Origin of the sequence: Vibrio aphrogenes (assembly GCF_002157735.2) — a bacterium.
Taxonomy (GTDB): domain Bacteria; phylum Pseudomonadota; class Gammaproteobacteria; order Enterobacterales; family Vibrionaceae; genus Vibrio; species Vibrio aphrogenes.
In genome coordinates, this window is the sequence record NZ_AP018689.1 from 1,752,991 (window position 1) to 1,774,064 (window position 21,074).

21 protein-coding genes are annotated in these 21,074 nt (G+C 41.6%); 4 read left to right on the forward strand and 17 right to left on the reverse strand.

The genetic code is table 11. From position 1 onward, the window contains the following. Positions 1-250 precede the first annotated feature (250 nt). From ybeD to lipA, 3 genes are all read left to right on the forward strand, one after another. Positions 251-520, forward strand: a complete 270-nt coding sequence (ybeD, locus tag VCA1004_RS07995) for a DUF493 family protein YbeD (protein WP_086983296.1) — start codon at positions 251-253, stop codon at positions 518-520. 146 nt (positions 521-666) lie between these two features. Beyond that, entirely contained in the window at positions 667-1,359 is a 693-nt protein-coding gene (gene lipB, locus VCA1004_RS08000) for a lipoyl(octanoyl) transferase LipB (protein WP_086983294.1), read from the forward strand. A 66-nt stretch (positions 1,360-1,425) separates the two neighbouring features. After that, positions 1,426-2,391, forward strand: coding sequence for a lipoyl synthase (lipA, locus tag VCA1004_RS08005; RefSeq protein WP_086983292.1), 966 nt, complete (start codon positions 1,426-1,428; stop codon positions 2,389-2,391). Positions 2,392-2,598: 207 nt separating this feature from the next. Here the strand turns inward: lipA and VCA1004_RS08010 are convergent, their stop codons facing one another. The 7 genes from VCA1004_RS08010 to VCA1004_RS08040 form a co-directional block, all read right to left on the reverse strand. Next, the gene (locus VCA1004_RS08010) at positions 2,599-3,849 is read right to left on the reverse strand and encodes a glutamate-5-semialdehyde dehydrogenase (protein ID WP_086983290.1); all 1,251 of its coding nucleotides are present in this window, start codon (positions 3,847-3,849) and stop codon (positions 2,599-2,601) included. Between the two features lie 30 nt (positions 3,850-3,879). Further along, the gene (proB, locus tag VCA1004_RS08015; protein ID WP_086983288.1) at positions 3,880-5,034 is read right to left on the reverse strand and encodes a glutamate 5-kinase; all 1,155 of its coding nucleotides are present in this window, start codon (positions 5,032-5,034) and stop codon (positions 3,880-3,882) included. Between the two features lie 200 nt (positions 5,035-5,234). Beyond that, entirely contained in the window at positions 5,235-5,624 is a 390-nt protein-coding gene (gene crl, locus VCA1004_RS08020) for a sigma factor-binding protein Crl (RefSeq protein ID WP_408646849.1), read from the reverse strand. A gap of 76 nt (positions 5,625-5,700) precedes the next feature. Further along, on the reverse strand, positions 5,701-6,945 hold the full coding sequence (gene frsA / locus VCA1004_RS08025; protein ID WP_232012583.1) for an esterase FrsA: 1,245 nt from the start codon (positions 6,943-6,945) through the stop codon (positions 5,701-5,703). A gap of 43 nt (positions 6,946-6,988) precedes the next feature. Next, positions 6,989-7,273, reverse strand: coding sequence for a GNAT family N-acetyltransferase (locus VCA1004_RS08030; protein WP_086983282.1), 285 nt, complete (start codon positions 7,271-7,273; stop codon positions 6,989-6,991). 118 nt (positions 7,274-7,391) lie between these two features. Then, entirely contained in the window at positions 7,392-7,856 is a 465-nt protein-coding gene (gene gpt, locus VCA1004_RS08035) for a xanthine phosphoribosyltransferase (protein ID WP_086983280.1), read from the reverse strand. 54 nt (positions 7,857-7,910) lie between these two features. Then, positions 7,911-9,206 (reverse strand): NCS2 family permease, encoded by a 1,296-nt coding sequence (locus VCA1004_RS08040; RefSeq protein ID WP_086983278.1) that lies wholly within the window; start codon positions 9,204-9,206, stop codon positions 7,911-7,913. Between the two features lie 827 nt (positions 9,207-10,033). Between VCA1004_RS08040 and VCA1004_RS08045 the strand changes: the two genes are divergently transcribed. Continuing rightward, the gene (locus VCA1004_RS08045) at positions 10,034-11,506 is read left to right on the forward strand and encodes an aminoacyl-histidine dipeptidase (RefSeq protein WP_086983276.1); all 1,473 of its coding nucleotides are present in this window, start codon (positions 10,034-10,036) and stop codon (positions 11,504-11,506) included. Between the two features lie 138 nt (positions 11,507-11,644). Here the strand turns inward: VCA1004_RS08045 and dinB are convergent, their stop codons facing one another. The 10 genes from dinB to bolA all read right to left on the reverse strand — a co-directional run bounded on the left by dinB (position 11,645) and on the right by bolA (position 20,954). Then, on the reverse strand, positions 11,645-12,703 hold the full coding sequence (gene dinB / locus VCA1004_RS08050; protein WP_086983274.1) for a DNA polymerase IV: 1,059 nt from the start codon (positions 12,701-12,703) through the stop codon (positions 11,645-11,647). A 224-nt stretch (positions 12,704-12,927) separates the two neighbouring features. Beyond that, positions 12,928-13,161: a (Na+)-NQR maturation NqrM gene (gene nqrM, locus VCA1004_RS08055; RefSeq protein ID WP_086983273.1), complete on the reverse strand. Its 234-nt coding sequence runs from the start codon at positions 13,159-13,161 to the stop codon at positions 12,928-12,930. A 12-nt stretch (positions 13,162-13,173) separates the two neighbouring features. Then, on the reverse strand, positions 13,174-14,184 hold the full coding sequence (locus VCA1004_RS08060; protein ID WP_086984642.1) for an FAD:protein FMN transferase: 1,011 nt from the start codon (positions 14,182-14,184) through the stop codon (positions 13,174-13,176). Positions 14,185-14,418: 234 nt separating this feature from the next. Further along, a complete protein-coding gene (gene nqrF / locus VCA1004_RS08065; protein ID WP_086983271.1) occupies positions 14,419-15,645 on the reverse strand; it encodes an NADH:ubiquinone reductase (Na(+)-transporting) subunit F in 1,227 nt (408 codons plus the stop codon). 31 nt (positions 15,646-15,676) lie between these two features. After that, positions 15,677-16,273 carry an NADH:ubiquinone reductase (Na(+)-transporting) subunit E gene (gene nqrE, locus VCA1004_RS08070; protein ID WP_086983269.1) on the reverse strand — a complete coding sequence of 199 codons (597 nt, stop codon included), beginning with the start codon at positions 16,271-16,273 and terminating at the stop codon, positions 15,677-15,679. A gap of 5 nt (positions 16,274-16,278) precedes the next feature. Continuing rightward, entirely contained in the window at positions 16,279-16,908 is a 630-nt protein-coding gene (locus tag VCA1004_RS08075; RefSeq protein ID WP_086983267.1) for an NADH:ubiquinone reductase (Na(+)-transporting) subunit D, read from the reverse strand. Next, positions 16,908-17,678: a Na(+)-translocating NADH-quinone reductase subunit C gene (locus tag VCA1004_RS08080; RefSeq protein ID WP_086983265.1), complete on the reverse strand. Its 771-nt coding sequence runs from the start codon at positions 17,676-17,678 to the stop codon at positions 16,908-16,910. The genes VCA1004_RS08075 and VCA1004_RS08080 overlap by 1 nt, the downstream gene beginning before the upstream one ends. Continuing rightward, complete coding sequence (locus tag VCA1004_RS08085) at positions 17,668-18,912, reverse strand: NADH:ubiquinone reductase (Na(+)-transporting) subunit B (protein WP_086983263.1); 1,245 nt, start codon at positions 18,910-18,912, stop codon at positions 17,668-17,670. The genes VCA1004_RS08080 and VCA1004_RS08085 overlap by 11 nt, the downstream gene beginning before the upstream one ends. Positions 18,913-18,915: 3 nt before the next feature. Beyond that, the gene (locus VCA1004_RS08090; RefSeq protein WP_086984641.1) at positions 18,916-20,256 is read right to left on the reverse strand and encodes a Na(+)-translocating NADH-quinone reductase subunit A; all 1,341 of its coding nucleotides are present in this window, start codon (positions 20,254-20,256) and stop codon (positions 18,916-18,918) included. Between the two features lie 389 nt (positions 20,257-20,645). Beyond that, complete coding sequence (bolA, locus tag VCA1004_RS08095; protein WP_086984640.1) at positions 20,646-20,954, reverse strand: transcriptional regulator BolA; 309 nt, start codon at positions 20,952-20,954, stop codon at positions 20,646-20,648. Positions 20,955-21,074: the final 120 nt, after the last annotated feature.

The following is a 21,074-nucleotide window of genomic DNA, read 5'->3' on the forward strand; positions in this document are numbered from 1 at the left end:
ATAATTGAAGAACAAACTGAATCACAAAAAGTCGCCAATGGCGGCTTTTTTGTTTTCACGACTATCAATACAGCCTCAAGAAAAAAGATAATTATTTCATAGGCTTTATTATTTTTATTTTCCCCCCATCTATAGATAAACAACTAAACAGCATAAACTATGCGATATAGATAGACTCAGAGTGTTGAGATCCGACGCTGATCCCATTACTATGCACGCTTTATCGCACCTTTCCCTTCAGGAGTACGGTATGCAAGAGCAACCAAAACTAAGAGACTTACTTGAATTTCCTTGCCAATTTACATACAAAGTTATGGGCTATGCAAAACCTGAATTACCCGATTTGGTATTGAGTGTTATTCAACAGCACGCCCCTGGCGATTATTCTCCAAACGTCAAACCAAGTGGTAAAGGTACTTACCATTCCGTATCTATTACCATTACAGCAACATCAATCGAGCAAGTTGAAACTCTGTATAAAGAACTTGGCGATATTGAAATCGTTAGAATGGTACTGTAATACTATTGTTTCCATCGAGGATCAGCGCTATACCCTTACTCTTCATCAGTATTTACACTGAGCAATTCGGTTTATACTATTAGCCTGATCCTTTCTATCGAATACAATAACACCCCATTCTTCCATTTTGCTTTAGGAATCTGTGCATGGATAGTCAAACAGAACACGTCGAGATAGTGGAACCCGCGATCGCCTCTCCTGAACATATCATCATCCGACAATTGGGCCGTCAAGACTATGAACCCGTCTGGCAAGCCATGCACCGCTTTACCGATGAACGTGACGCGCATACTCCAGATGAAATCTGGTTAGTCGAACACAACCCTGTCTTCACTCAAGGACAAGCTGGTAAAGTTGAGCACTTATTGAATACTGGTGATATTCCCGTCGTACAGAGTGACCGTGGAGGACAAGTGACGTATCATGGACCTGGACAAATTGTCGCCTATTTCATGATAAACTTACGCCGTAAACATATTGGTGTACGTGAACTGGTCAGCCATATCGAAAATATCGTGATAGAAACGCTCAAGTCATTCAATATTGAATCGGCCGCTCGCCCCGATGCACCTGGTGTCTATGTCGATTCTCGAAAAATTTGTTCGCTAGGACTACGCATTCGTAAAGGCTGCTCTTTTCATGGTCTAGCGCTTAACGTTAATATGGATTTATCTCCCTTTTTGCGTATTAACCCTTGCGGTTATGCTGGAATGGAAATGGTACAAGTAAAAGATGTTAATGGACCAAACGATATCCATACTGTTGAACATGCCCTAATACAACAAATCACTCAACAGCTGAAATATTGCCAAGTTGATATCACCGACCAGCCTCGCTAACGAGTCAGTCAATAACACAATTTGCAAAGCTTAATTACATTGAACCGCTTTAAAAAGTAGGAAGTTATGAGTAAACCAATCCAAATGGAACAAGGCGTTAAGTACCGCGACGCTGATAAAATGGCATTAATTCCCACTAAAACTGTTGCCGTAGAAAAATCAGAAGTTCTACGTAAACCAGAATGGATGAAGATCAAACTGCCAAGTGACAGCCAACGTATTCAAGACATTAAAGCGGCAATGCGTAAAAATAACCTGCATTCTGTCTGTGAAGAAGCTTCTTGCCCTAACCTTGCCGAGTGCTTTAATCATGGCACAGCCACCTTTATGATCCTTGGGGCCATTTGTACTCGTCGTTGCCCTTTCTGTGATGTCGCTCATGGCCGCCCTAATGCTCCCGAAGCCAATGAACCTCAAAAGCTGGCGCAAACCATTAAAGACATGAAATTGAAATACGTCGTGATCACTTCTGTTGACCGCGATGATTTACGCGATGGTGGAGCCAAACACTTTGCCGATTGTAATAAAGCGATTCGAGAACAAAGCCCGCATATTAAGATTGAAACCTTAGTCCCGGACTTTCGTGGTCGCATGGATGTCGCCTTAGAGTTATTAAAAGATAATCCACCCGATGTTTTTAACCATAACCTAGAAACTGCGCCCCGCTTATATCGCCGAGCACGTCCTGGGGCCAACTACAAATGGTCATTGCAATTACTGCAAAAATTTAAAGAGCAGCACCCACATATCCCAACAAAATCAGGATTAATGATGGGCTTAGGTGAAACAAAAGAAGAAATCATCGAAGTGCTGAAAGATCTACGTGCTCACGGCGTTACTATGCTTACCCTAGGGCAGTATCTCGCACCAAGCCGCCATCACTTGCCAGTGGAACGTTATGTCCCGCCTTCTGAGTTTGATGAGTTAAAAGAAATTGCTCTAGAACTAGGCTTTACTCACGCAGCTTGTGGCCCATTTGTACGCTCTTCCTATCATGCGGATATGCAGGCACAAGGGATTGAGATTAAGTAAACAACGAAGCTCGGTATGCGGGCGCTTCGCTACTCGTTACTCGTTACTCGTTACTCGAAAAAAAAGGTTAATTTTGAGTTTCTAGCGTTACGATAAGCATAAAAAAAGATCGCGACTTAAATCGCGATCTTTTTTGTTTCTGGTAACTTCGTAGTTCGGAAAGGACAACGTCGAGAAACGAGCTTCCGAGTCACGAGATTTGGCTGTTTATTGTCGAATTAAATAATCCGCCTTACCCACCCACTTATAGCTTGTGAGCTCTTCTAAGCCCATAGGGCCACGAGCATGCAGCTTTTGCGTAGAGACCGCCACTTCGGCACCAAGACCAAATTGAGCACCATCCGTAAAACGTGTAGACGCATTCACATAGACAGCAGCAGAACCGGCCGAGTTAATGAATAATTCTGCGTTTCGAAGCGATTCCGTCATGATGGCATCAGAGTGGCTGGCATTGTGAACTTGCATATGCTCAATCGCCTCTGCAATCTCAGAGACTACTTTAATGCCTAAGGTGTAACTTAACCATTCAGTATCAAAATCACCTTCTTGAGCATCGCGTACTTGTGGGTTCTCACCTAATATTGCTTTTGCTTTTGGCTCAACCACTAAAGCCACTTTTTCACCGAGCTGTTGTGCTAATTTAGGTAAAAACTCTGCGGCAACTTTTTCATGCACCAATAACGTATCAAGAGAGTTACAAGCCGATGGACGTTGTACTTTTGCATTTTCAATCACATCGATAGATTTCGCTAAATCTGCAGTTTCATCGACAAAAATATGACTGATCCCAAAGCCACCAATAATTACAGGAATGGTACTGTTTTCTTTACACATTTTATGTAAACCTGCACCACCGCGAGGAATGATCATATCGACATAATCATCCAATTTGAGTAGCTGGGAAACCAATTCACGATCCGGCTTTTCAATATATTGCACTGACGCCGCAGGTAGGCCGGCTTTTTGTAAAGCAATTTGAATCACCTTGACTAATTCCATATTGGAAAAAAAGGTTTCTTTCCCCCCACGTAAAATACTGGCATTCCCTGTTTTTAGGCACAACGCCGCAATATCAATCGTTACATTCGGGCGCGCTTCATAAATGACACCGACGACCCCGAGTGGTACTCGACGCTTGGCCAACGACATCCCATTTTCTAAGACTTTGCTGTCTAATTCACTGCCCACGGGATCATTCAGGCTAATCACATTACGTACATCAGCAGCAATGCCTGCGAGACGTTGTTCATTTAATAATAATCGGTCAAGTAACGCTTCTGTCAGTCCTGCTTGTCTACCGAGTTCAATATCTTTAGCATTTGCGGCCAAAATTACCTTAGCATTAGCTTCAAGCTCATCAGCAATAATCGACAAAGCATTATTTTTTTGTGCTGTCGATGCTGTTGCAAGTTGGTAAGAGGCTTGCTTTGCCGCTTGGCCCATCAATGTTAAATCCACAATGTATTCCTTTATTCTTTAGAGTCTGACTTATTCTTGAATGACTACAAGATCATCACGATGAATGATGGTTGAACCGTATTCGTAGCCCAAGGTAGCTTCAATTTCCGTACTGTGTTTACCGATTAATAATTGCAATTCCGAATCAGAATAGCTGACAATGCCTTTGGCCAGCAATTGGCCATGTTGGTCACGTAAGCGAACCACATCTCCTCGCGAAAATGCGCCTTTGATTTGCGTAATACCTTTAGCAAGCAGACTGCTGCCACGTTGAATCACCGCAGTGGCCGCACCGTCATCAATAATAAGATCGCCTACAGAGGCAGGGCCTGCCAAAATCCAACGTTTGCGGTTTTCCAATGATTCTTCTAAAGCTAAAAAGCGAGTCCCTTGAGGCTTATCACTGACCAAATCAATAATGACATTCGGGCTACTCCCAGCGGCAATGATCACTTCAATACCAGTACGGCGAGCGATATCTGCCGCTTGTAATTTGGTTGCCATGCCACCAGTACCAAGAGTCGTCCCACTGCCACCTGCAATTTTTCTCAGTGTCTCATCAATGGTTTTCACTTCTCGAATCAATTCCGCATTCGGATCTTTACGGGGGTCTGCGGTAAAAAGACCGGATTGATCGGTCAGTAATAAGAGCTTATCAGCGCCACATAAAATCCCCACTAAGGCCGATAAGTTATCGTTATCTCCCACTTTAATTTCTGTGGTTGCAACTGCATCATTTTCATTTACAACAGGAACAATACCGTGCTCAATCAATGCATTGATGGTGTCACGTGCATTCAAAAAACGTTCACGATCTTTTAAATCGGCACGTGTCAGCAACATTTGCCCAATCTTTATGCCATAGAGCTCAAATAATGATTCCCATACCTGAATTAAACGGCTTTGCCCAACGGCTGCGAGTAGCTGCTTACTTGCCATTGAGTTGGGTAAGGCGGGATAACCTAAATGCTCTCGACCCGCTGCAATGGCACCAGAGGAAACGATTACAATATGATGACCTTGATTTTTAAGCTCTGCACATTGACGAACAAGCTCAACCATACGAGCTTTATTAATTTCTAAAGTGCCACCAGTTAAAACACTGGTACCAAGCTTAACCACGATTGTCTGGGAGGTTTGTGCGCTATTTTGCTCACGTTGAGTTGAAGCAGATTGAGCTGACATGTGATTCCTGTCAAAGATAAACTAATAATAAAAAATGATTCAATTGTTTTATCAATACCAACAGCATTTAACAAGTAAAAGATAAGGCGTGTGGCAGATTATCTACCAACACGCCTTAAAGGATGCTTTCCAGTCGTTACACTCTTGACAATAAGATCCCCCTAATCCGGTACTCACGCTACTATAAGGTAGCTATAGAATTATAAGGTATCTATAGAATTTTTATGTAAGCTTACGGTGTAGTGGTAATTGCCAGATAAAACATTCACCAATTTTTGATGAAAGTTCTCTAGTGTTCTTTCAACTTCTGATTGAGCGCTTTCAGGGATATCGACCTCAAGCCATTGGCCTTTTTCATCATATTGACCCAAGGTGTAATTGGCAATAAAAGCATCTTGTTGCTTGTCTAATTCTAACCACCAGCCCCAAAACTCACGGCATTCTGGTGATTTTTTATCGTCGACACAAACGGATAAACAATCAAAAAGGTAGGCATCAACGTTACATTCACCTTCACGCAGATAAGGGCCGATCGCTTTTAATGCTGTCATTAAACGATAGTGTGTTGGTGCAGATCCATCTGTCATCATAATTCTCCATAACGTATATGATCATTAAGAATGGTATTTTCTTAAGCCACCATAGTTAATCATTTAATCACAAATGTCACTGATTAAGCGCAGATTTTAACCAATCGACCGCGGAAGTGAGGACTTGATCATACCCTTTTGAAAGCGATTTACTTTTCAATTGAAGTGACTTACCTCCTTGGCTAAACATGGCCAAGCTTTGGTTATCCTGTTTAGAGCCAACCGGATCGCCCTCAAGCCCTAACGCTAAAATCGGCACAGGCGTGGCTCTTCCTGCCAACAATCCTTGTGATTTTAATGACCATGCTCGTACTTGTTTAGCAAAGCTTAAAATATCGACTGAGTGTTTCCCCATGCGTGACGCTAAGGTATCGACATACATTTTAGGCATCATGCCAAGCTGTTCGGAGCTTGATAATAAGTCATGAATCGGTGCACCGATGGCAACGCAGGCTTTAATTTTTTCTTGCTCAATAAATGACAAACGAGCCATCACGTTGCCGCCAAAGCGAAAGCCTAATAAACCAACTCGATAATGGTCAACCCATGGAATCGATGGCAAAGCATTTAATACCGCTTGATGTAAACAACTCGAATCTTCAGTTAATGTCCAATGCACATTTGCGCCAATTCCTGGCATATCAACCGTCAACATCCCAATTTCATGTTGCGCGAGGTAATCTTTAAACAATCGCCACATATCCGTTTGTAGATTATCAATACCAGCACTGACCATCACGATCGGTAAAGGTTTATCGGTATGAGGTAAATGTAGCGTTGCCATCACTTTGTTGTTTTTATAAGGAATTTCGAGCGGCTTGGTCACATAAGGGCTAAGCTGCATCGCTTCGTTATACACTTTATTTGCGAGAACTTGCCCTTGAATCGACAAACTGTCACCTTTTAAGTGAGGATAACTCGCAATGCCAAAGCATAAACTGGCTAGGTACAGTTCATCTGACGCATCTACTCCTTCCAGTAAGGCCGCTTTTCTTTGGTGTGACATGCCTTGTTGCACCCATTCATAAGACCAATTACCGGGACGATATCCCGCAACTGTATCCAACCAATCAGGGTGGTTATGCTTATTTCCAGAACTGGCAATACGAGCCAAAACTGCTTCGATTTCGATGGGGTTTAAGCCCTGCCAAATCCACTGCATTCGTCTTAAAGCACGATACCAAGCGCTCTGAGTTCGCTGTTGCGTTTCTTCTAATAAGGCTTGGCTTTCAGACAAATAGCTAATTAAACTTGATGTTTCTTCTGCATGTTGATGCTTCTTGAATAAAGACTCTGATAAGTTCTTACTGCTTGGCTCCAAGGAATATCTCCACTTTTGCTGTAACGAAAGAAAACAACCACACTCAATCACATGATACGAGCAAGTGCTGCCATTGAGGATGGCGTTGTAAATACACCACGGCATAACTGCAAATAGGTCGAATTTTTTTACCTTGTGCTTGAATATCGGTTAAAACATTTTCCATCAACACTTTACCACATCCTTGTCCTCGTAACTCATCAGGGACAAAAGTATGAGTAATACTCCAAACCTCACCTTGTACGGTGTAATCTAAATGTGCCCAAAAGCCTTCCACAACTTCTACTTCGTAACGATGTTGTACCGGATCATGTTTCAATGTTGGCATGCTATTTCTCCTCACTGATGGGTTTGTTCTAGCATAACCTGAATGAGTCTTTTTTTCTCAATAAAAAACCCCACATCATCGATGCAGGGTTTGTAATTAAAGGAAAAACGAGTAAATCTTATTTTTGCTTACGGTTTACTGGTTCTTCAAATTGAAGCGTCATATCCCAAGGCTGTTCAATCCACGTATCTTGTGCGATATCGACAATGTACTCATCAACTAGCTCTTGACCTGCAGGCTTAGCACATACTGTTACTAATTTTGCTTTCGGGTACATTTGACGAATATGACGTGCAGTATCACCACTATCGACAAGGTCATCAACGATCAAGAAACCTTCACCATCACCTTCGATAGTTTTTAGAACACGCATTTCACGTTGGTGATCGTGATCGTAGCTAGAAATACAAATAGTATCGACGTAACGAATACCTAGTTCACGCGCTAAAATCGCAGCAGGTACTAAACCACCACGGCTTACACCAACAATGCCTTTCCACTGCTCAGCTGGCATTTGTTTGGCTGCTAATTGACGACAATACATTTGCATGTTGTCCCAAGTGATAATGAATTTATTACTCATAATATAAACCTGCTTTGTTTTTTTAGTTCCAAGATACGCTTAGCCTAATGGCGATTACGCACCCGTCAGAATGAATTTTAATAAGAAGACTAAGGCTAGAATCCAAACGCCAAAGTGCACTTCACGTGCTTTACCACTTAACAGTTTAATCGCTGCATAAGTGACAAATCCCATGGCAATTCCTTCTGCGATTGAGAAAGTTAGAGGCATTAATAAGCAAACCACTGCAACCGGGGCAGCTTCACTTAAATCGTCCCATTGAATATGAACCAAGCCTGATAACATCAGAATGGCCACATAAAATAATGCGCCTGTTGTTGCATACGCTGGCACCATACCCGCTAATGGCGAGAAGAATAATGCAAGTAGGAATAAAATACCAACAACAACGGCAGTTAAACCTGTACGTCCACCAACCGCAACCCCGGCAGTACTCTCAACAAATGATGTGGTGTTTGAAGTACCCAATAACGCACCAATCGATGTTGCAGTTGAATCAGCTAATAAGGCTTTGTTTAAACGAGGAATTTTCCCATCCTTCCCCACAAAACCCGCTTTATTGGCGACACCAACTAAAGTTCCAGCTGTATCAAATAAATCAACAAACAAGAAAGCAAAAATAACGGAAATCATGCCAACATCAAAAATAGCTGAAAAATCTAATTTTAAAAACGTTGGTTCAATACTCGGTGGAAGCGACATAATACCATGATATTCAACATTACCCGCTAATACGCCAATCGCCGTAACCACTAAAATAGCGATCATAACCGCGGCTTTAAAACCACGATGTACTAATACAATCGTTAAGACAAAGCCTAATGCCCCAAGTATTGCTGGTAACGAGGTTAAATCGCCAACACCCACTAGTGTTGCAGGATTACCTACCACGATACCGGCATTTTTTAATGAAATCAGCGCAAGAAATAGACCAATACCCGCTGAGATGCCTAAACGTAATGACATTGGTATCGCGTTAATAATCAATTCACGCACTTTAAATAAACTTAGCAGTATAAAAAGCACACCAGAGCAGAATACCGCCGCCAATGCTACTTGCCATGTGTGCCCCATGCCTAATACAACGGTATAGGTAAAGAAAGCATTTAGCCCCATCCCCGGAGCTTGTGCGATTGGGTAGTTCGCATAAATACCCATAATGAAACAGCCAATCGCCGCCGCTACACAAGTCGCGACAAATACAGAACCATGATCCATTCCAGCTTGTGAGAGAATCGCTGGGTTAACAAAAATAATGTAAGCCATCGTTAAAAAGGTGGTTACACCGGCCAAAACTTCGGTTTTCACGTTGGTGCCGTGTTCCGATAACTTAAAAAACTTTTCTAACATGATATATCCCTACAATGAGCGCATCGGCAACGATAAACGATTGCGCAATCGTTTAATAAAAAGGCGTGTAGTTTTCCAAATTATAATCATGAAAGCAATCTGAATCTGCTCAAATTATTTATTTAATTATCAATTTATCAACCAAATATCCGTTACCGGTATCATTAAAGAGCGTCGAATTATCAACCCCTTTCAACAATGCATGATATTATCTTTTTATATCAATAAATTAGAAAACCTCTCATCATATTGCTCAGTATCTTTTCTTCTTGTTTTTTAGTTATAAAAAAACGCCACCTAAAAGATTAGGTGGCGGTAGAATGTAGTTTACCTATCTACAGGCAGATCGATTCTCAACAATAGGGGTAATATAAAACAAGAGGTGGTTTCTCTGTAGACTCAACAAATCGTGAAATCTAGGAATAACAAACCATGAACCTGCTCACCTCTGAGAAAATACTGAGCATGTGCCATGACTCTCAAAGAAGTGTCGATATAATACCCATATCGTAATAAAATTACAAACAAAAAATCATTAAACGTGTAAATATCGTATTAAAATCACACTAATCGGTAGTTAAATTACCAAATATGCAACATCAGCAGTATTTAAGATAAGAATAAGTAAAGATTTATCAATATTAGCTCGTCTATGCTGTACATATTCACTTTCAAGTAGCATTATTCTATCTATTAACGTAAACCTCTATAATTCTGCTAATCTATGAGCAAATACTAGATATACCTAAACAAGAATGATGCCGTGAAATACGTTCACCCCATTCTCTGTCTAACCGGTATTCACCCATTTCTATTAGGAGTCGCGTGTGACGAATCAACATTCTGAAATCAGCCAACTTTCTCCCCAGCCACTTTGGCAATTTTTCGACAAAATCTGTTCTATCCCTCACCCATCAAAACATGAAGAAGCATTAGCTCAATACATTGTCGAATGGGCTCAGTCTCAAAATTTACCCGTTAAGCGCGACCAAGCCGGTAATGTCTTTATAACAAAGCCAGCTACCGCAGGTATGGAAAATAAGAAGAAAGTCGTTCTACAAGCTCACATTGACATGGTGCCACAGAAAAACGAAGACACTGTTCACGACTTTACCAAAGATCCTATCCAACCATACATCGATGGTGAATGGGTCACAGCCAAAGGCACTACCCTTGGCGCGGATAACGGGATGGGCATGGCCTCTTGTCTAGCGGTTTTAGCCTCAACTGATATTAAGCATGGCCCTTTAGAAGTGTTGCTAACTATCGATGAAGAAGCGGGCATGACCGGTGCTTTTGCTTTAGAGAAAGGTTGGCTTGACGCTGATATCTTGCTCAATACAGATTCAGAGCAAGAAGGTGAAGTGTATATGGGGTGTGCTGGAGGCGTGAATGCGTCCATCATTTTTGATTTAGAACGTGAAGCCCTCCCCGCTGATCATTCGCTCGTAAAATTAGCGGTGAAAGGCCTGAAAGGCGGCCACTCTGGTTGTGATATTCACACTGGTCGTGGCAATGCGAATAAATTTTTAGCGCGCTTCCTTGCCAATCATGCTGAAGAGCTAGGATTACGTGTGATTGAGTTTCAAGGTGGTAGCTTACGTAATGCCATTCCTCGTGAGGCATCCGTTACGGTTGCTCTACCTAACACACAGCAAGCGGCATTAACGCAAGCTTTTGAACACTATACGCAAGTCGTTCAACAAGAGCTAAGCAAAATTGAAACGGCTCTCACTTCTCATATCACAGAAGCAAACACCACCTTGACACCATTTACCATGGCAGTACAACGTCGTTTTATCGCCACTTTAAATGCTTGTCCAAATGGGGTTATTCGCATGGATGACAACTTTGAAGGTGTGGTTGAAACGTCTTTAAATGTTGGTGTGATTACAACCGAAGAAAATAAACTAACGATTCTATGTTTGATCCGCTCTTTGATTGACTCTGGTCGTGAAAATGTAGAAAGCACCTTAACCTCACTGGCAAAACTAGCCGAGGCTACCATTGAGTTTGATGGCGCTTACCCTGGTTGGAAACCTGATCCTAACTCTGAAATTATGCATACTTTCCGTGATGTTTATGAAGGTATTTATGGCAAGAAGCCTAACATCATGGTTATTCATGCAGGCTTAGAATGTGGCTTATTTAAAAACCCATACCCAGAAATGGATATGATTTCATTTGGCCCTACAATTAAGTTCCCACATTCACCAGATGAAAAAGTAGAAATTGCCAGCGTGGCACTCTACTGGGAACAAATGATTGCTATTTTGGAAAATATTCCACAAAAAGCTTAACGCTAACTAATCTTAAGTTCCTAGCCCCTAGAGAGAAGCTTTGTTGCGTCTTTAGGGGCTTTCTTGTCTTTTGTCTTTTGTCTTTTGTCCCATAAGTTTCTTTGCTTAGAAACTAAGGACTCACTACTTAATAACTTTTTAAATCAAACACAACTGCCTTGCTAACTCTGCAGGTTTTAGCATCACATTGACCCCCAATAAACGAATTTCTCTTCCTTTTTGCCTTTGCAGCACTTCTTTCAGTAACGGATAGAAATCCTCGGCATTAAACACCTGAAAATTATGTTCAATCGTGGTTTGCTGAAAATCGGCAAATTTGACTTTTATTCCCTGCTTCATAATCTGTTTATTTGGTGACGCTTTGCACAAGCGCCTTTCCAGTTCCGGAAGTAATTGTTGCGCTATCACTTGCCAACACTGCTCAAAAGAATGGATATTCTCATTAAAGGTTCGTTCAACACCAATCGACTTACGTTGACGTTCGACCACCACTTCTCGATGATCGATACCATGGCTCTTTTTCCATAATGACGCGCCTTGTAACCCGAATTGACGTAATAACTCAGGATAAGAATATTGCCGAACATCCAAACAAGTATATAAACCCGCTTGATGCAATTTTTCAATACTGACCTTTCCCACCCCAGGTATTTTCTCCAACGGTAAGTTATCAATCGTTTGTTGGACTTTATCTGGAGTGATCACCGTAAGGCCGTTGGGTTTATTCATATCGGAAGCAATTTTGGCTAGAAATTTAAGCGGAGCCACACCAGCAGAAGCCGTTAAGTTCAATTCACGTTCAATATCAGAGCGAATTGATTGTGCAATTAAGGTCGCCGAACCGTGCAAAATATGGCTATCCGTTACATCTAAGTAAGCTTCATCCAATGACAAGGGCTCTATCTTGTGGGTATAGCGTGAGAAAATTTCTCGAATCTGAGTGGAGACTTGTTTATACAGTTCCATTCGCCCAGGAATAACCGTCAATTGTGGACATAATTGATACGCTTTTGCGGTTGATAACGCCGAGCGTACGCCGTATTGACGAGCAACATAATTACAAGTACTAATAACGCCACGCTGCTTACTATCACCACCGACCGCAAATGGGATCTCTCGATATTGTGGATAGTCACGCATTTCAACAGCTGCATAGAAACAATCCATATCAACATGAATAATTTTACGCTCACCCATAACCACACACCGCACAATAACACTGTATAAAAACACAGTTTAAATGATAACGTTTATACTGAGTTTTACCAACTATTTTATTGTTGCGCCTATTAATTGATGAAATCGCCGCCCCTTTTAGATAAAAAAATACCTTAATCCAAGCGAATTAAGGCATTTCTTTAGAGGTATGATACACACTCACATCACGATTAGGTGAGCATGAAAGCTGATAAAAATCGCACTTACATGATGCGTTTATCATCCCATTTTGCTAATTTTTCAGCACGTAATGCTGCTTTTGCTTCACGCTTTTTACGTGCATCGCAAGGTTCAGGGCAGTTACAAACTTTATCAACTCCAACCGCACCAAGGCCGCCACAACTGCCTTTAACGACTTTCTTTTGGAAAATATAGCCAACGGACATCGCTGCTATTACCGCGACAAAAATTAAAAATGTAATACCATAAGTTGCCATAATGCGCCTCGATTATTGCTTATCTTTTAAATACGGTTTGAATGCATTTGAACTAAATTCTTCAAATCCATTCTCTGTTTTAACAATATACAAAACAGGAATATTGTGTAAGTTTGCAATGCGCAAACCTTCTTTTTCACCCAGTACCATAAGGCCGGTTGATAAGCCATCTGCTGTCATACAAGAGGCATCCAGTACCGTCACTGAAACCACTTTGTTATCAATCGGGTTACCTGTTTTTGGATTAATGATATGCGAATATCGCACGCCATTCTCTTCAAAGTAATTACGGTAGTCGCCCGATGTTGCAATCGCCATATTTCCTGGTTCGATAATATTTTCAACCGAACGCTGATCAACAACCGGTTTCTCTACTGCAATACGCCAAGCAACGCCATCGCGATTTTTACCTTTTACGCGAATTTCACCACCCACTTCAACCATGTAGTTATGAACGCCCACCGATTCTAGGTAATCGGCAACTTCATCAGTACCACGGCCTTTTGCAATACTGGATAAATCGACATAAAGCTCTGGGATATCTTTAATCAGAGAATCTCCAGTTTCACTTAAATGTTGGATACCTGTTACCGCACGACGCTCAGCTAATTGTTCAGGAGTTGGCACTACATCAGGACGATCCTCTGGACCAAAGCCCCATAGGTTTACGATAGGGCCTACCGTAACATCCATTGCCCCTTCGGTGAGCTTATTAATGCGCAATGCTTCACGTACTACCGTTGCTGTGTCTTGTGATACGGCAAAAGGTTCACGGCTTTGATGTTGATTAAAGCGGCTTAATTCAGAGTCAGGACGATAGGTCGACATTTCGTCGTTCACTTTCTCCAAGACTTTATCAATTCCCGTTTGCATAACTTCAGGGGTCGGGAATCCGTCTTGATTAATGTATTTTACATTATAGCCAGTTCCCATGGTTGGGCCTGAAATATGAATTTGCTCAGCCGGCTTTGAACACCCAGCTAACAACAATACAGCCACCACAGACACAAGGTAAATTTTTATTGATTGAGCAAGTTTAACGAAAGGTAATGGCACTTGCTTACTCCTTAATAACAGCGGAATAAAATGATTGGCAATGAGAACATCCTGGTGATTTACTCATGGCTCAATCACTTTATGATTAATCCCTATCACACGAATTAGATAGTTAAATAATCAGTACGATTTAATATAAATACTCTGAAAAAACAATGGCTGACTTATACAAGCCAGCCATAAATATCAGCAACTTAGTGTTTAGCCACCGAAATCATCAAGTAAGATGTTTTCGTCTTCTACACCAAGGTCTTTCAACATTCCGATAACGGCTGCGTTCATCATCGGAGGACCACACATGTAGAACTCACAATCTTCTGGAGCTTCATGATCTTTCAAGTAGCTTTCATATAAAACATTGTGAATAAAGCCAGTCTTACCTTCCCAGTTATCTTCTGGAAGTGGATCAGACAAGGCACAGTGCCATTCAAAGTTATCGTTCTCTGCCGCTAGGCCGTCGAAATCTTCTACATAGAACATTTCACGTTTAGAACGAGCACCATACCAGAAGCTCATCTTACGCTTAGACTTCAGACGCTTAAGTTGGTCAAAGATGTGTGAACGCATTGGAGCCATACCAGCACCACCACCAACAAACACCATTTCAGCATCGGTTTCTTTCGCGAAGAACTCACCAAATGGGCCAGAAATAATACATTTGTCGCCTGGTTTCAGAGACCAAATGTAAGATGACATGATACCCGGTGGCACGTCAGGATTATTAGGCGGCGGCGTAGCGATACGCACGTTCAACATAATAATGCCTTCTTCTTCTGGGTAGTTCGCCATTGAGTAAGCACGAATGGTTTCTTCTTCCACTTTTGACTCATAACGGAATAAATTAAATTTATCCCAATCTTCACGATATTCTTCAGGAACATCGAAGTCTGAGTACTTAACGTGGTGAGCAGGAGCTTCAATCTGAATATAACCACCAGCACGGAATGGTACTGACTCACCGTCTGGAATCGCGATCTTAAATTCTTTGATGAAAGTAGCTTTGTTATCGTTAGAAATAACTTCACATTCCCACTTTTTCACACCAAAGATTTCTTCAGGTAATTCAATTTCCATGTCGGTTTTCACGTTAACTTGACAAGCAAGACGTTCACCTTCACGGGCTTCACCTTTAGAAATGTGATCCAATTCCGTTGGTAGAATATCACCACCACCAGATTTCACTTTTACACGACACTGACCACAAGAGCCACCGCCACCACAAGCTGAAGACACGAAAATGCCTGAGCTTGATAATGCACCAAGTAGTTTACTACCAGCGCTTGTTGTAATGGCTTTCTCAGGATCGCCATTAACGGAAATCGTAATATCACCTTCTGGAACCAGCTTAGATTTAGCAAATAAAATCACTAAAACCAAAGCTAGAACGATCAGAGTAAACATCACGACGCCAAGAAGAATAATGTCCATTGACTATTCCTTATTTATTGGGCGTTTACCCTTAAAGTTGAATACCAGAGAAAGACATAAAGCCTAACGCCATTAGACCCGCAGTGATGAAAGTGATGCCTAGACCACGTAGGCCTGGAGGAACATCTGAATATTTCATCTTTTCACGGATACCGGCTAACGCAACAATGGCTAACATCCAACCTAAACCTGAGCCGAAGCCATAAACGATTGACTCTGTGAAGTTATAGTCACGTTGAACCATAAACGACACACCACCAAAGATGGCACAGTTAACCGTAATCAAAGGTAGGAAGATACCTAATGCGTTGTACAAAGGTGGGAAGAAGCGATCTAACACCATTTCCAAAATTTGTACTAATGCGGCGATAACACCAATGAATGTGATGAAGTTAAGGAAACTTAAATCCACACCTTGCACTAATGCGTCTTCTTTCAATAAGTAGGTATAAACTAAATTGTTTACTGGTACCGCAACCGTTAGTACCACAACAACAGCAACACCTAGACCGATTGAGGTTTTTACTTTCTTCGATACTGCAAGGAAAGTACACATGCCTAAGAAGAAAGACAGTGCCATGTTCTCAATGAAGATCGAACGAACGAGTAAGCTAATATAATGTTCCACTGCAATTACTCCTTAGCTTCAACTTGTTCTGGCTTGATTACGCGGATAACCCAAATCAAGAACCCAATCAGGAAGAACGCAGAAGGTGCTAGTAACATCATACCATTTGGCTGATACCAACCACCGTCTGAAATTAGAGGCATTACTTGCATGCCAAAAATACGACCAGAGCCTAATAGTTCTCGGAAGAAACCAACAACAATTAATACAAAGCCATAGCCTAAACCATTCGCAATACCATCAATAAAAGATGGCAGCGGTGCTTCTTTCATTGCAAAGGCTTCTGCACGTCCCATAACAATACAGTTAGTAATGATAAGACCAACGAATACCGATAGCTGCTTTGAAATATCAAAGAAGTAGGCACGTAGTACTTGGTCTACCACGATTACAAGTGACGCGATGATTGCCATTTGAACAATAATACGCACACTATTTGGAATGTGGTTACGCATTAAAGAAACGAACAAGTTAGAAAATGCCGTTACAAACATTACTGCTAATGTCATAACGAAAGCCGTTTCCAACTTTGTTGTTACTGCCAGCGCAGAACACACACCCAAGACTTGCAGTGCAATTGGGTTGTTATCAAGCACTGGAGATACAATAGATTTTCTTAATTCTTTTGCATTCATTAGTTCAGTTCTCCTGCTCGTACTTTAGCTAGGAAAGGACCGTATCCTTTATTACCTAACCAGAAGTCGAAAATATGCTGAACACCATTACCTGTTAACGTCGCACCAGATAAACCATCGATGCCGTGTTCAGAACCTTCAGGTGCACCACCTTTAACAATTTTAATTGCAGGTTGGTTATTTTCATCAAATAACTTTTTACCCACAAATTGTGCGCGCCATTTCGGGTTTTCAACTTCCCCACCTAGCCCCGGAGTTTCACCTTGCTCATAGAATGTAATACCAGAAACTGTGTTTCCGTCAGTTTGTACTGCAACAAACGCATACATCATAGACCAAAGACCACTACCTTGGACGGGCAGAATGACTTCTTTAACTTTATCGCCATCTTTGACTAGATAAACTAAGCCTTTATTCGGCAGACGGATGATTTTAGCAATATCATCTGCTGGGTTTAGCTTAATAGATTGGCTAGGATCTTTTGCTGCTGCGCGCATGTCATATTTGCTTGCGTCACCTTCAACAAATTCACCGGTTGATAAGTCAATCAAACGAGGTTCAATACTTTCTTTATAGATAGTTTGAATCTCTTCAGGACTTTTTGCATCAAAACCTGCAACCGCCACAATGTTACTTTGAACATCAAGTTTAGCATTGGCTACTTGTTTTGGTTTTAGTAGTACCGCAGCTGTTGATACAACAACTGAACATACCAGGCTCAGGCCGATAACGGTAATTAGCGTACCTTTAATGGAGTCTTTATTTGCCATAGCGAGCTTGTCTCCTCTTGACGTTCTTCTCAACGACAAAGTAATCGAATAGAGGTGCAAATAAGTTAGCAAATAGGATCGCTAGCATCATACCCTCAGGGTAAGCTGGGTTTACCACGCGGATAAGTACACACATCACACCAATCAAAGCACCGTAAGCCCATTTACCTTTATTAGTAAATGATGCCGATACTGGGTCGGTTGCCATGAAGATCATACCAAACGCAAAGCCACCTAGTACTAAGTGCCAATACCAAGGCATTGCAAACATCGCATTAGTATCAGAGCCGATCAGGTTAAAGATGGTTGAAACTGCCGCCATACCGATCATCACACCTGCGATAATACGCCATGAAGCGATACGCATGTAGACGATCATCAGACCACCAAGAATCAGTGCCAAAGTCGAAACTTCACCCATTGAACCTGGGATGTTACCGATGAAAGCATCCATCCAAGTGATTGAGTTGCCAGTAACCGTATTCACTAGTGCACCATGACCACCTTGAGCCCATTGGCTTAATGCTGTCGCACCAGAGAAACCATCTGCGGCTGTCCATACAACATCACCAGAAATTTGTGCTGGGTATGCAAAGAACAAGAACGCACGACCTGCCAATGCAGGGTTTAGGAAGTTACGGCCTGTACCACCAAAGATTTCTTTTGCAACAACCACACCAAAAGTAATACCTAAAGCGGCTTGCCAAAGAGGAAGTGTTGGTGGAACGATCAGTGCAAATAAGATTGAAGTTACAAAGAAACCTTCGTTGACTTCATGCTTACGAACCATACAGAACAGCACTTCCCAGAAACCACCGACAGCAAATACAACGGCGTAAATAGGTAGGAAGTAGGTAGCTCCAAGCAACATCATGCTGCCCCAACCTGCATCAGCGGCAAGCGTGCCACCAAGCATTTCGGTAAACCAGTAATGCCAATCACCTGCAATAACAGAAGCAAGCTGATCGCCAGAATACATGTGGTTTAATGCAACAATGGCTTGATGACCAGTGTTATACATTCCCCAGAACATTGCAGGGAATACCGCTAGCCATACCATGATCATAATACGCTTCAAATCCACGCTATCACGAACATGTGAACGACCTTTTGTCACCGTACCCGGTGTATACATCAGTGTGGCTGCAGCTTCATACAAAGCAAACCAACGCTCATGCTTACCGCCAGGTTCAAAATGCGGTTCAATATCTTCTATAAATTTCTTAAGGCCCATGAATTAACCTTCCTTCTCGATTTTGTCTAGGCAATCGCGAAGTAACTCGCCATATTCATACTTACCAGGACATACAAAGGTACATAATGCCAAGTCTTCTTCGTCCAACTCTAGTACACCTAGGCGTTGAGCACTGTCAGAATCGCCTGCGCACAAATCACGAAGTAATAATGTTGGTTCAATATCCAGCGGCATCACACGCTCATAGTTACCAATTGGCACCATGGCACGGTCACTACCATTTGTCGTTGTAGTCATATTGAACACACGACTTGGGAAAAAGTGGCTTAAGAAAGAACGAGTTACAGAGAACTTATTTGAGCCAGGCATAGCCCAACCTAAGAACTCTTTTTCACGGCCTTCATGCAAGACAGAAACTTGGGTATGGTAACGACCAAGATAAGCATGTGGACCATTGGCATTAGTACCTGTTAGTACTGAGCCTGAAATCACTCGAATATCACCTGGTAGCACTTCGCCGTCGCATAAATCATCTAAGTTAGCACCAATGTGAGTGCGAACTAAACGAGGCTCTTTCACAGCAGGACCTGCAAGAGAAACGACACGATTTGTGTACAATTCACCAGTTAGGAACAATTGACCAAATGCAATCACATCTTGGTAATTGATACTCCATGCGACATTTTCTAAGTTAACAGGGTACAAATGATGCATGTGCGTACCAACCAAACCGGCTGGGTGTACACCTGCAAACACATGTTCTTCAACATTAGATTGAGCAGATTTTGGTAACTCGACAGAAGCTTTACATACGAAAACCTTTCCTTCAGTAAGGACTGAAAGAAGATCTAAACCAGCTTTAAATGCTTCTGCTTGTTCATTAATAATTACCGAAGGATCGGCCGCTAATGGATTAGTATCCATTGCAGTAACAAAGATCGCTTGGGTAGTTGATTCGATAGCGGGTACCTTGCTGAACGGACGAGTTCGCAATGCAGTCCACATACCAGATTCAACTAATTGAGACTTAATCACTTCACGATCAAGTTTCGCTAGTTGGTCTGCTGTGTAGCTTTCGAAAGTCACTTGGTCATTACCGGTTACTTCAATCACAACAGATTGAAGCACACGTTTTGCACCACGATTCACTTCGATAACTTTACCGCATGCAGGTGAAGTGTATTTCACGCCAGGATTCTTTTTATCTTCAAAAAGAATTTGACCTTTTTTCACTTCATCATCAACGCGAACATGCATGGTTGGACGCATGCCCACGTACTCTTCGCCAAGCAAGGCGACTGTTTTGACGGACTTACCGTCATTAATCACCTGGGCAGGAACTCCGGCAATAGGAAGATCCAAGCCCTTTTTTATTGTAATCATACGCACTTGCACTACTTTATTTAGGGAAAATAAGATTCTTTTAATTGCGTAACTTAAAGACACGACTTTTTGTGTCCGGCCCTGGATTTAGAGAAAAAACAGGATCGCAACATCCGTATAAAAAGGCCTAATTTTATCAATAAGCTCTTCTAAGTGGCGTATTCTAACATCTTTTTAGAATCGCTTGCCATTCTGATTACGACTATTCAGGTATTTTTTTAATGGTAAATCAGGAAGAACAAATACAAAAAATTGATATCTTTGAGGCGCTCCACAATTCTTTAAATAGACGAACGCAATAAACACACCAAGATGATAACACAATTACCCACATTATTTTTAATGTTTATAACGCGGTACAAACATTCACCACCTCGGTTGATTAAGAGTTAATGACCACCACCCGCACACTTTGGAGAGGCCGGAATCGCACCATTTAACTCTTTCCATTCTAGTTCTGTATAAGCATGAATAGACAGCGCATGAATATGGTTTTCCAGCTCCTCACTTAAAGCGTCATTAATTGCTCGATGCCTTGCAATAAGTCTTTTATTTTCAAAACCTTCACTCACAACCACCACTTTAAAATGACTCTCAGAACCCGGTGGAACATTATGCATAAAGCTTTCATTTTGCACGTCTAAATGAATTGGATTAAAGGCCGCTTGTAGTTTTCTTTCGATTAAATCTTGAATCATCATCTTGTTCCTTATTTGATAGTGTTCTTTATCCAAAATGCATGAAAATCCAGATAAACTCAATGTTATATTGGTGTTGAACTATCTTGTTGTGAGCCCTTCTGCCACAATACGCTTGAT